At 58.5% G+C, this 12,170-nt stretch carries 9 protein-coding genes; all 9 read left to right on the top strand.

Annotated features, from left to right (window positions below; genetic code table 11):
- Window positions 1–123: 123 nt before the first annotated feature.
- The 9 genes from AC07UK_RS17100 to AC07UK_RS17060 all read left to right on the top strand — a co-directional run bounded on the left by AC07UK_RS17100 (window position 124) and on the right by AC07UK_RS17060 (window position 12,169).
- The gene (locus tag AC07UK_RS17100) at window positions 124–678 is read left to right on the top strand and encodes a single-stranded DNA-binding protein (protein ID WP_035822664.1); all 555 of its coding nucleotides are present in this window, start codon (window positions 124–126) and stop codon (window positions 676–678) included.
- 132 nt (window positions 679–810) lie between these two features.
- Entirely contained in the window at window positions 811–2,076 is a 1,266-nt protein-coding gene (locus AC07UK_RS17095; protein WP_494686043.1) for a tyrosine-type recombinase/integrase, read from the top strand.
- Window positions 2,048–3,598 (top strand): site-specific integrase, encoded by a 1,551-nt coding sequence (locus tag AC07UK_RS17090; RefSeq protein ID WP_494686042.1) that lies wholly within the window; start codon window positions 2,048–2,050, stop codon window positions 3,596–3,598. Before AC07UK_RS17095 ends, AC07UK_RS17090 begins: the two co-directional genes overlap by 29 nt.
- A complete protein-coding gene (locus AC07UK_RS17085; protein ID WP_494686041.1) occupies window positions 3,595–5,607 on the top strand; it encodes an integrase in 2,013 nt (670 codons plus the stop codon). The genes AC07UK_RS17090 and AC07UK_RS17085 overlap by 4 nt, the downstream gene beginning before the upstream one ends.
- Window positions 5,604–6,038 carry a hypothetical protein gene (locus AC07UK_RS17080; protein WP_494686040.1) on the top strand — a complete coding sequence of 145 codons (435 nt, stop codon included), beginning with the start codon at window positions 5,604–5,606 and terminating at the stop codon, window positions 6,036–6,038. Before AC07UK_RS17085 ends, AC07UK_RS17080 begins: the two co-directional genes overlap by 4 nt.
- Complete coding sequence (locus AC07UK_RS17075; RefSeq protein WP_494686039.1) at window positions 6,038–6,475, top strand: VPA1267 family protein; 438 nt, start codon at window positions 6,038–6,040, stop codon at window positions 6,473–6,475. The genes AC07UK_RS17080 and AC07UK_RS17075 overlap by 1 nt, the downstream gene beginning before the upstream one ends.
- Entirely contained in the window at window positions 6,472–8,739 is a 2,268-nt protein-coding gene (locus AC07UK_RS17070; RefSeq protein WP_494686038.1) for an ATP-dependent DNA helicase, read from the top strand. The genes AC07UK_RS17075 and AC07UK_RS17070 overlap by 4 nt, the downstream gene beginning before the upstream one ends.
- Before the next feature lie 594 nt (window positions 8,740–9,333).
- Window positions 9,334–10,542 (top strand): tyrosine-type recombinase/integrase, encoded by a 1,209-nt coding sequence (locus AC07UK_RS17065; protein WP_114131537.1) that lies wholly within the window; start codon window positions 9,334–9,336, stop codon window positions 10,540–10,542.
- The gene (locus AC07UK_RS17060; RefSeq protein ID WP_114131538.1) at window positions 10,529–12,169 is read left to right on the top strand and encodes a tyrosine-type recombinase/integrase; all 1,641 of its coding nucleotides are present in this window, start codon (window positions 10,529–10,531) and stop codon (window positions 12,167–12,169) included. The genes AC07UK_RS17065 and AC07UK_RS17060 overlap by 14 nt, the downstream gene beginning before the upstream one ends.
- Window position 12,170: the final 1 nt, after the last annotated feature.

Genomic DNA, 12,170 nt, shown 5'->3' with positions numbered 1-12,170 from the left:
CGTCTGGCCGGGGGCGCGATGTTCGTTTACGTCACCGCAGTATCGCGTCACACTACATCCGCTTTACCGTCATCGTATTGCCACGCTTTTCAACACAGCGCGTGGCTTTTGGAGAACATTCACATGGCATCGGTCAACAAAGTCATTCTCGTCGGCAACCTCGGCGCAGACCCGGAAACCCGCTACCTGCCCAGCGGCGACGCCGTGACCAATATCCGCCTGGCGACCACCGATCGCTACAAGGACAAGCAGAGCGGCGAGATGAAGGAGGCCACCGAATGGCACCGCGTCTCGTTCTTCGGCAAGATCGCCGAAATCGCCGGCCAGTACCTGCGCAAGGGATCGTCGGTCTACATTGAAGGCCGCATCCGCACCCGCAAGTGGCAGGACCAGTCGGGCCAGGACAAGTACTCCACTGAAATCGTTGCCGACCAGATGCAGATGCTGGGTTCGCGCCAGGGTGGCGGCGGCGGTGGCGGTGACGAAGGCGGCTACGGTGGCGGCGCAGGGGGCGGCGGTGGCTACAGCCGCGAAGCGTCGGGCGGCGGCTACGGCGGTGGCGCCCGCGGCGGCCAGGGCGGTGCCCAGGGTGGCGGCCAGAGCGGTGGCGCGGCACGCCGGCCGCAGCAGCCGGCCTCGAATGGTTTCGAGGATATGGACGACGATATTCCGTTCTAGACCCTACTTTGTTGTTTTTTGTTGATAAAAGCCCGCAGGCACCGAGTCTGCGGGCTTTTTCTTTACCCACACATTATTTTGTGGTCTAGTGGAGGTACGCCTCAACTACTACTTGATCAAAACGGTGGGTAAATGACGAGATTCGTTGCGAAGCGGGTCATGTTCCGGAACGGAGAGCGCCACTCTGTTCTTAGCAGGCCAGGCGCTCTGCCTGTCCACGAAGTAACCCTGTACCTCGCGGGATACCGCAAACGCGGCCGAGCTGCCAATACGATTCATGGCGTCTGCGGTGTCTTGGCGTTGCTGTATCGCGAGCTGACCGCGGCGGGCATCGATTTGCTACAGCGGTTGCGGGAGGGGCAATTCTTGACGATCCCCGAGCTCAACCGATTGGCCGATGCTGCTCAGTATTGGGCGGACGACCTCTCGGATGAAGACGCGGACGAGCGGCGCGGCGCGACCGTCGTTGACATCAAGCGAATCCGAATGCGCCGCAAAGCGGCTGTCGAAGAGCGTAAGGCGGTCGATGTAGCGACCCAGGCCTCCCGACTCCGGTACATGGCCGACTATCTGGAGTTCCTGGTCACTTATGTGAGCGCAGCGCTGGCTACGGCCTTGCGAGAAAAGCTCGTGCGCGAAAGTGCCGACGCGCTCAAAGCGTTTCGTGCTCAGGTGCCCCGAGTTCCCAAGCGAGCGAAGCTTGGTGCCAGAGAGGGGCTTTCAAAGGAGGACCAGGACCGGCTCCTCAAAGTGATTCATCCCGATTCTCCGGACAACCCGTGGACGGATGACTTCGTCCGTCGGAGGAACTGGCTGATTGTTGTGCTCTTGCTTGCGACTGGCATGCGTCGCAGCGAACTGCTCGGCATACAGATTCGTGATCTCGACCAACGCTTGCCCAAGCTGCGCATCATTCGCCGAGCGGATGCGAAAGAAGATCCCCGTCGCGATCAGCCAAACACCAAGACCAACGACAGAGAGCTAGAACTGCGGCCGGCAATTATGCGGGCCGTTTGGAGCTACATCCAAAACGAGAGAAGGAAGATCAAGGCTGCACGCAAGTATCCGCAGCTTATCGTCGGGGATGAGGGTTTCCCATTATCTTCGAAAAGCATCGACAAGTTGTTCGTGGAGCTGCGCCAGGCTTGCCCAGGCCTGCCCGTCAGTCTGACCAGTCATGTGATGCGTCACACCTGGAACGAACGCTTCTCCGAGCAGGCTGAATTGATGGGGCTAACAGAGACTGTCGAAGAGAAGGCCCGGAACGAACAACAAGGGTGGGCCGATAACTCGAAGTCTGCTGCCACCTATACCCGCCGTCACACTAGCCGAAAAGGGCGAGAGCTGTCTCTGAAACTCCAAGAACAACTTGAACAAAAAGATGACACAGACCGCTGAACTTCGCTCGTCCACTGCTGTTGTAGTTCCATTGCCCGAGCGCGTATTCACGCGAAGCGGAAGCAGTTTCGACCCGAGGGGAGACCTCTGGGAGTGGGCTGACGGCCCGTTCAATGCACGAGTCGACTTTGGTCGGTACAGCGATGGCTTCGAAGTGTTCGTTCCGTCCCTAAAGAACGCTCTTCTTCCGTTCGTAAAAGGCCATTCGTCTTCGCATGTTATTAACCTCCACAGCGCATTCGTCCATTTCGTGGAAGCGATGCCAACGTGCCCGGATCGCGCGATTGGGGTCCAGCACATTGCCAACTATGCAGCCAATTTGGGCACTCACGAAATTGGACGCCTCGGGACGCTCAATGGCCTACTACAGAAGTGGGTTGAACTTGGTTTGTCCGGTGTCGAGCCGGAATGCGCTAACTACTTGTTGGAGCGAAAGAAGCCAGGAAACAAGAAAGGCGACGCGGTCAGGACGCGCAATCCGGTCGAAGGCCCTCTGAGCGAGGAGGAATACACCGCACTGCACTCCGCGGTGAACGCTGCCTATGGGCGCGGAGACTTACCGTTGTGGACGCTTTTGCTTACCAGGTTGCTCTTGGCGTGCGGGGGGCGCATTTCTCAATTCGCCTCGCTGAAGCTCTGTGACTTTGACAGTAGTACGTTGGTGCTCAACCTTCCGCAGGCCAAAACGGGCCAGAAAAATGCGCGAGTTAGCTTCCTCTCTTTCGATATCAGCCGGCAAACGGCGCAGCTCATAATCGAATACAAGGATGGCTTGCTGGCCGAGGGCTACGATGATAATTCGGCCTTTTTCCCCGAAGACTTGGTCATGCCAAAAGGTCCACGCAAACAGCTTCGTGGCAGCAGCGACATGTTCTACGGGCACTGCACTCCCCCCAACCTTTCGAGGTGTTTCAAGGCTCTCTTGAAGGATATCGCGCCGCCAACTTCCCGGCTCGACTTCGCGCCGACGCCACTGACGCCGAAGAGATTTCGATACACCTTTGGTACTCGGCTGGCGGAGGAAGGTGCGAGCAAAGTGGTCATCGCAAATCGTATGGGGCATGTAGACCTGCAGCAGGTCGAAGTGTACGTCGCAGCCTCGCCGAGGATTGTTGAGAATATTGACAAGACTATGGGAGAGTTGCTGGCACCGCTCGCCCAGGCATTTAAGGGCAAGGTCGTACTCGACGAGCAGCACTCCACGCATCAAGGTGCGCCCGGAAGCCGAATCATTGATTTCAGGGTGTCCAAAGACCCGGTTGGTAGCTGCGCTGGCAAAGGAAAAAACTGTGCCTTCAACAAGCCGGTTGCCTGCTACGCGTGCTTCCGGTTCGAGCCCTGGCTTGACGGTCCGCACGAGAAGGTGCTTGTACGCTTGGAGGCCGACCGGGAGCGGTGGGCAGCCGACGAAAGGATGGCTGCGGTGAACGATGAGCCTATCCGAGCGGTCAAGGAAGTGATCGCACTTTGCGACCAGATTTTGCAACAGCGGACGGAACAAAATTCGGAGGCTGCAACGTGAGCGCCCCAGTCCTCAGCTTCACACCTCGGGCCGAGCTGGAGCCCTTGGCCAACCTTGAGGCATTCGTGGCCCTTTGTAAGGGCTCTGACGTGCTGAACGCCAAGGCTCAGTTCGAAAAGAACGTCTGGGATATCGGCTATCTGAAGGGGCAGAACAAGGTGAACCGCGCTGTTTTCAGCACCTTGGAGGCTGCCCGCGAAAATAAGCCCGAGCCGGCCTTGCCACTGCCATTCCTGGACTTTGCGAAAGCGGCCCTTGTCTATCTTCATGATAAGCGTCCGGTTGAATCCCAAGCTCAGCGCATCGCCGCGCTTCGATGCCTGGAAGCTGCATTGCGCGAGTCAACCAAAGGTTCGCGCCCGACGGCTGTCGATGAAATGGTGCTGGACAGCGCGGTTGAACTTGCCAAGCGGCAGGTATCGCCCTCTGTAGCCTACCGGACCGCAGGTCAGCTTGAATACATCGCCGAGTTCATGCGGTCGAAAGGGTTCATTCGTCTTCGCCAACGATGGGCGCATGGTGTCAAAAAGCCAAAAGAAGGAGGATCGCGCATATCAAAGGAGGCATTGACCGCGCGCCAGGAGAAACTGCCTTCCGCCGCCACTCTCCGTGCGCTTGGAGCGATCTTTCATGATGCCATCGAACCTTCCGATGTCTTGGTCTCGAGCGTGACGGGACTGATGCTTTGCGCACCTGAGCGCATCAATGAGGTGATTCGCCTTCGGCGCAACTGCCTTGTCGAGGGCGAAGGTGAATACCGTGGGAAGCTGGGACTACGGTGGTCGGGGTCAAAGGGGGCGGAGAACACCACGAAGTGGCTCCCCACGGAAATGGTATCAATCGCACGTAAGGCGGTAGCAAACATCACCCAGGTTACAACGCCAGCCCAGAAGTTGGCGGCCTGGTACTCGGAGAACCCTACGAAGCTGTACCTGCACGAGGGGGCCGTTCATCTCCGCGACAAGAGGGTCCTCACGCTGGAGGAAATCGGTCTCATCCTGTGGGGCGATGAAACGGCTAGTGCGCCAGCCAACACATGGGCAACAGCGACAGCCAAGCTGGCCAAGCAGTCGCTCGACAGACGCCGAGTTGGCTATCTCTTCGAGGACGTCGAGCGGGCTGTCATTGCCATGCTGCCCGAAACCTTTCCCTACATGCCCGGTGACTTAGGCCTACTGTGCAGTGAGTCCATGGCCTTGATGCGAACAAACGAGATGCATTCGGTGAGGGCGACGTACCTGTGCATGTTCAGTTGCGTGGATTACAACGTTATTACGAATCAGTTCGGGGCTCGTGAGGGGCGGCGGTCAATTTTTGAACGGTTCAGCTACACCGAGGACGACGGCTCTCCCATTGAGCTCAAAAGCCATAGCCTGCGTCACTACTTGAACATGCTTGCGCAGACCGGTGGCTTGAGCAGTACCGAAATTGCCATCTTCTCTGGTCGAAAAGATGTGCAGCAGAACCGTGCTTACGATCATATGACCTCGGATGAGGTGCAGGCACCTATCAGTCAGGCCTTGAAGGACGGATTCACATCAGAACTGGAACCGGTGTTCGGCGCGGGGCGGAGACTGGTCACACGCAGCGAGTTCAAAAGCCTAGGGCTGACTGCCGCACATACGACGGAATACGGCTGGTGTGAGCACGACTTCGCGAGCGAGCCATGCCATGTGCACCGCGACTGCCTCAACTGCGAAGAGCAAGAGTGCATAAAAGGCGAAGCGCACAAGGAAGAAAATCTCCGCGCCCTTAAGAGCGAGACTGAGGACCTATTGAGGGTTGCCCGGGAAGCCCTAAGCGACGAAGAGTATGGCGCTGATGCGTGGGTCGCACACCAGCAACTTACGCTGGATCGGGCCAATTCTCTACTGTCGATTCTGGAAGATCCAGCGGTGCCCATTGGTACGCGAATTCGTCTGGATGTGAGTAGTGCCTCGCTAATCACAGACGACAATGTTCGTCCCGTCAGGTTTGTTCAGACTACACGGCAAAAGGCTATTGCATGAAAAAGGACCGGGCGCAGAACCTAACCGCTGAGCGTATTGCCGTAGTTCTTGATACTTTGGACGCATGGACAGGCAAACTCACGTGGGATCTCTTGCTGGATGCAGTGAAGGAATCCACGGGTTCCCGATACTCCCGGTTCACGTTCGCCGAATACCCGGAGATTGCCAACGCTTTCTCGCTCAAGAAGGACGCATTGCGCGGTACGTTGCCGCGAGCGCGTGGTGTGCCTCGAGACGAACGGCTTCGTGCCGCGCTGGCACAAGCAGAGCGCTACAAGGCGAAGGCAAAGCGGCTCGAAGCGGAGAACCAGCTCCTGACCGAGCAGTTTGTGACATGGGCGCTGAACGCCGAACGCAAAGGTGTGACAATGGACATGCTTAATGCACCGCTTCCGAAGCCGAAGCGGGACCGCTCGAAGGGAGAGAATTGATGGCGAGCGGGCAGCAAATCGCTGAGGAGAACGTCCAGCGGTTCACAACATGGGCTGCGTCAAAAACAGAGGCTGACTTCCGGGATATGGTGGTCCGTGGCGTTCTGTCCCGGACCGAGATCGCGGCGGAGTGCGGTTTCGCTAAGTCGGCGCTTGCGCAGAATCCACGGATTCGAGAGGCGCTCAAAAAGCTAGAGTCAGACCTCCGTGAGCGAGGAGTTCTACCACGACTTGCGGGTGGAGACGACGTCGTTGCGTCATCGCCTCCATCCCGAGCTGGTGATTCCGCCCGCTCCGCTAGGGACGCTGAGCGTCTCTCTCGCCTGGAACAGGAAAACGCAAGCCTGAGAGCGGAGAATGCCGAGCTCAAGCGATTGCTTGCCCGCTACACAGTGCTACAGGAAGCCTTGGCCGAGACCGGGAGGCTTCCCCGGTGACCGTGGCTAATGATGTGACCTTGCGCGTGACTGCGGTCCGATCGCAGAACCCCCGAGGCTTCGGGGGCGCGATCTTCACTGGCGTACCTGTAAACGCCTCAGGTTCTGTTCTGAGTGCCTGCACCTATGTCGTAGTCAAGGCAACGGCGTCGACGCTTGGCGACGCACAGGTAGAGCGGGGCCAATGGTGGACAGTGACGGGGCCTGTCACGGAAAGAAGGTCTGTCGTCGACGGCTTCGAGTTGCTCGAACAGCAGATTGAAGCGGATAGCGCTTGTCTGGCCCGACCATCGGGCGAACATATCGTTACCTACATTGCCGAGAGTCCAGCTTTTGATGGCATTGGGTCTGTCAAGGCCCGTCGATTGTGGGAGCGGTTCGGTGAGGAACTGTATGACCTGTTGGACGCCGGCGAAGCCAAGGCGTTTGACGATGTGCTGACAGATGTCGCGGCCAAACGCTTGGTCGAAGCTTGGACCGTCGAGGGGAAGTCTCGCACTCTGCAGTGGCTGCAAGCACAGGGCTTTGACGTTCGAATCGGCAGAAAGATACTACGGTTCTTTGGCGATGAGGCGCAGCAACGCATTGAAGAGGACCCCTATCGTCTGCTTTCATTTGCGGCTGGATGGTTGGAAGTCGACCGTCTGGCGATGAATCGTTTCGGCGTGAGGGCGGAAGATCCCAGACGGCTTCGCGGGGCCGTGGAGGAGGCCTGCTATCGTACCTTCGCGAAGGGTCACACAGTGCTGCTCGAGACGGAGTTGGTGCGTCAGGTGGGGCCATTGTTAGGGCAGGCTCCGAAGGGAATGCGATGGACAGACTTGCTTGCCTTGGCCGTCACCGAAGGTATCGCCAACGGCAGCGTTGTACGCACAGAGCACGGTCTCCAGCCTTTCGGCGCGCTTGTGATGGAACGGCAGGTTGCCAAGACCATACAGGAACGGCTGATCGTCAGTGACCAACAGTTGATGTCACCGTTTAGCGTTGACCGGCTCATTGCGGCGGGCGAGTTGGAGGACGCTATTGAGCTCAACGTCGAACAGCGGAGCGCAATTCATTTGGCGGCGAAGCTTCCGTTCGTATGCATTACAGGCGGCGCCGGTGTGGGGAAGACCACGGTCCTAAGATCGCTGTACCGGCTCTACGACAAAGCAGGTGTCAGAATCCTACAGGTCGCCCTTGCCGGCCGAGCCGCCAAACGCATGCAAGAGGCAACGGCTCGACCTGGGGCCACCATCGCGAGCTTCCTGAAGGCCATAAATGTTGCGACCTTCGAAGGCCCAACGGTCCTCGTCATCGACGAATCGAGCATGGTCGATATCGTCTCAATGAGCAACATTTGCCAGGCTCTGCCGAGCCATGTGCGTCTGGTGTTGGTCGGCGATCCTCACCAACTTATGCCGGTAGGGCCCGGACTCGTCCTGCATTGCGTCATGCAGTTGCCTTCGAGTCCCATGGTCGAATTGAAGACGGTGAAGCGCTATGGGGGTGAAATTGCTGCGGTGGCAGAAGCTGTTCGCGCCGGACAATGGCGTCCCATGTCCACCGACGATACTGGTGCGGTTGCCTTCATCCCTTGTGAGGAGGCGTCGATCGCTGATTTGATCGTGGAGTTGTACGCATTGGACACCGCCAACACCCAAGTGCTGGCCCCTTTGCGCAACGGGCATGCGGGAACTCGGGCTCTCAATCGGCTGTGCCAACAGCGGTTCACCGGCCACCAACCGGCGATTACACGTTGGAACGCTGAATTCGAGCAGACCGAGCATTGCGGGCTAAATGTCGGCGACGCCGTGCTTTGCACGCGTAACCTCTGGGACAAAGGCCTACAAAACGGATCACTCGGCCGGATCGTGGAGTTGGTGGCGCAGTCAGGTGAGACAGAAGATTCGGCCTCTATCTTGGCTTGGATCGACTGGGACGACGGCGTTCGACGCCCGCTTACTGCGGACATGCTGGAAGACATTGAGCTGGGCTTTGCCATAACGATCCACAAGGCACAAGGATCTCAATGGCAGCGCGTCATCATTCCTATTACCAAGTCTCGGCTGTTGGATCGCACGTTGCTTTACACAGCCATCACGCGCGCTCAGACCCAGGTCATCTTGGTAGGGGACGTAGAGGCGGCTCGCAGCGCAGTCCTGGCTCCGCCCAAAGCCAGAAGCCGCAAGGTAGCTTTGGATCTTGCTCTCCGGCATTTCCTTGTCGCTGATGGGCAAAGGGTTGCGGGGTATGGGGGCGCCTTAGCCCCCATGCAAGCTTAGGGCGGCTATCATTAGGCGGCGGTGGTATGCGGCTGACGACCGTTGATAACAGGGGTGCTTGGTCGCTCCTTGCAAGCCAACTCGAGGCTGCAATTGGCTACCCACAAATGGTGTGTCGCGAGCCCTTCAGCGCTGATTTGAGGCGCCCACACATCGTTGTACCAACAAAACCGCAGGTCCAATGTCCTGCAAAGCCTTTTACTCACTCACATCGAGCGGTCTACCCACAGTTTTTAGTGGGCATAACCGTTCTGAGATTGTGTAAGGAAAATCTGTAAAGAAGACCCCGCCTTCGTGCGGGGTTTTTTCTTTTCTATCAGTACCTTATGGGGCGGTGGGGCAGTGTAAAGATACCGGGGTATGTTGCGCACAGCGAATAAATCTTTGTCAGGAAGCGTGACCGTCAACTTTCGAGTTGGCGTTCGAGACCGTGCGCGATCCTGATTCATCAGGCTCGTGGTCCCGAAGCTGCTGGCATTGATTCGGCCCCGAAGCGGGTGAAGCTTTGAAGTCACCAGAAATAGCCGTACGTGACACAGAAAAGTCGTAAACATTGCCTACGGTGGTTCGGACGCGCTGGCCGGGAGACAGCCCATGCACGCCCGATTCCATGTGGTGATCGTTCGCCACCCAGACGGAGAGCGATTGCCAATCCTGCTCGATGCGAGCAGGCAGCCCATTGGCTGGATCAACGCCTACGCGATCCAGCGCCTTCGCCCTCGGCTGGCGGCCAACAGCCTGGCCAAGTCGCTGCATATCCTGGGCTTCCTATGGTCGTGGGCGGCGAAACAACCATTCTCGCTGCAGGAGCGCCTGAACACCGGTGAAGGCCTCTCTCCAGACGAGATCGTGAGTCAGCTTTACCCGTGGCTGCGGCGTAGCTTCCAGGGACACCCGAAGGTGCACAAGCTGGTGGTTTCGCCCAGCACGGTTGCGCAGCGATTGCAGGTCGTCGCCCGATTCATTAGCTGGCATCTTGAATGCGCCATGGCGCGTTGGTCACCCGGGAGCGCGGAGTTGCGCGACATCAGGGACAGGCTGAAGATAATCGAGCGCGCGTTTGCCCACGCAGGGCGCGCTCGCGTCGCGTCGCCACAGCACGCGAGGCCGCTGTCCGAGGAAGAAGTCACTCGGCTCTTGATGGTGTGTCGCCCCGGCAGTGATAAGAATCCATGGAAGCGGCCCTATCAGGAGCGCAACTACCTCATCGTGCTGATGTTGCTGCTGCTGGGGCTGCGGCGAGGGGAGTTACTCAAGCTGAGAGTGGGAGATTGCTTGCTGTCGCGCAGGATTCCAGAGGTACGAATCGAGCGATCTCCAGATGACGCAAGAGACCCCAGGCGCAGCGAGCCCCAGGTCAAGACAGATTCGCGACAGCTACCTTGTGACGCCTCCCTTGCCCGGCTTCTCAATGCCTACATCTGCCAGACCCGCCGCGAAATTGCAGGCGCGGACAAAACGCCCTTCCTGTTCCTGAGCCGAGATGGAAAGCCCATGAGTCTGGCACGCGTCAACGGCGTACTGGGCCAGGTCGGGGCGATGGATCCGGAATTCCGCGATCTGCATCCCCACTCTCTGCGCAGCACGTGTGCCACCAGCTTCCGGGCACAAGGTCTGCGAAACGGTCTGGACGAGGACAGAATCGAGAAACACATGATGTACTTCTTCGGTTGGCGGTCGTCGGATTCGCTCAGACCCTACGTGGCGGAGGCCATCCGCAGGGAGTCATGCGAGCTCAGCCTTGGCTATCAGTCTTTGCTCTTTGCGTGTCAGACCGCGGAGACTGGCAATGACCAATGGTGAGATCAATTGTGCGATTGAGACATTGCTGAGCAGACACCGGCTCGCGCTGTTGCCAAACCATGTCATTGATCGAGACGGCCGTCGCATGGACATGACTAGCGCGCGATGGAAGTTCAATGTACCGACCGCGCATGCGACATTCGATTGGGCGAAGCATTCTGATGGCAATGTCATCGTGGGCTACGCCGTGCGAAGGTGGGCAGCAATGCTGCTGACCCAGCAATCTGGGACGAGCGTTGTAAACGCTCTGAAGACAGTCGTTGGCGCGCTGCGAGGTAGAACTTGTGACGCGGACACTGGGGATGGCGCGCTGCGGCAACATTGGGAATTGCTGTCGTCCATTGAGCACGCTGACGATCTGCAGGATGCGCTGCGTCGGCACCTGATGAAGTCGATTCAAGTTCTACGTGCCCGTAAGGCGATGGATGGCTTTTACTTGCTGCGAAGCTGGTATCTCTGGTCGGCGGAAATGCTGGAGTGCCTAGGCTTCGATGAGGAGTTCGCACTGGATCTGGACGACACGCCGGTTGCGGCGCGGTACTCACGCCTGGCCGTGGAGCTGGAAGACGAAGAGTGCGGTCCGCTATGGGATACAGAGGTGACAGTTCTGCGGCGTGCATTGGCAGAAGATCGTTCGCCGGCGCGGTCACACGTGATGCAGCGCGCTGCTGTAGCGCTAAGCTTGGCCTACGGTCGCAATCCGTCGAACTTCTGTCTCTTGAGAGAGACGGATCTGTCGAATCGGCTTGCCGGCTTCAATGTGCCGCCACAATGGGTGCTGTCCATTCCCAGAATCAAGAAGCGGGGGCAGAGGGTCCGTCAGCAGTTTGTTGAAGAGCGGGTGAGTGATGAACTTCTCGTCATGCTGCAGGATCTCCTTGCCATGAATCAAGGGATTGACTGTGGTGGATACCCGCGGCCGCTCTTTATGCGAGCCGACGCCGATGCCTGGAGAGCAGGGACAGGTGTGGACGAGTACGCGTACCACATGACGGTCAAGGAGTTCTTGTGGCTCATACGGAAGTTTGCAACCCGGATGGCCATCGTCTCTCCTAGGACAGCAGCTGAGCTTCGCCTTAGTTCGCGCCGGTTGAGGTACACGTTTGCGACGACGATGGTGGAGCTTGGCGTCTCCAAGACGGTTCTCGCCACGATGCTTGATCACTCTGATACGCAGCATGTGCGTGTCTACTACGCATTGAAGGGGAGGCGGCTGACACGCATCCTGGATCAAGCGGCTGCGATACGGCTTGGCCCCCTCATGAAGCTGTTCAAGGGGACGCCCATTGGAACAAGCCAGGCGGAAACCGGAAAGGTGAGCCCGGACAAGAAGATCCGCTTCGTGGGCGACATGAACGCGGTGCCACCGGTGGAAATTGGGGCATGTGGGCAGCCACGGAGTTGCTCGCTGGATCCTCCGTTCTCCTGCTACCTGTGCCCAAAGTTCCAGCCCTATGTGGAGGCAGACCATCAGGCCGTACTGGTCGAGTTGATTCGTGGGCGAGAGGCCCGTCGCAGCCGGCTCGGCATGCGCCTATCGGTCCAGATGGATGACGTGATCTACGCCGTGGCGGAAGTTGTGCAACTCGTTGCTGGCTATGGAAAGCGGAACGGCAAGCAGACGTAAG

The organism is Cupriavidus sp. GW821-FHT07C08 (assembly GCF_059419025.1).
Note: the sequence above shows the minus strand (reverse complement) of the source record. Positions and strands in the feature narration are given on the sequence as shown.

Bases quoted from the DNA above. Each gene is read 5' to 3' on its own strand.
- AC07UK_RS17065 (WP_114131537.1), top strand. From the start codon at position 9,334: ATGCACGCCCGATTCCATGTGGTGATCGTTCGCCACCCAGACGGAGAG.
- AC07UK_RS17060 (WP_114131538.1), top strand. From the start codon at position 10,529: ATGACCAATGGTGAGATCAATTGTGCGATTGAGACATTGCTGAGCAGA.
- AC07UK_RS17080 (WP_494686040.1), top strand. From the start codon at position 5,604: ATGAAAAAGGACCGGGCGCAGAACCTAACCGCTGAGCGTATTGCCGTA.
- AC07UK_RS17100 (WP_035822664.1), top strand. From the start codon at position 124: ATGGCATCGGTCAACAAAGTCATTCTCGTCGGCAACCTCGGCGCAGAC.
- AC07UK_RS17095 (WP_494686043.1), top strand. From the start codon at position 811: ATGACGAGATTCGTTGCGAAGCGGGTCATGTTCCGGAACGGAGAGCGC.
- AC07UK_RS17075 (WP_494686039.1), top strand. From the start codon at position 6,038: ATGGCGAGCGGGCAGCAAATCGCTGAGGAGAACGTCCAGCGGTTCACA.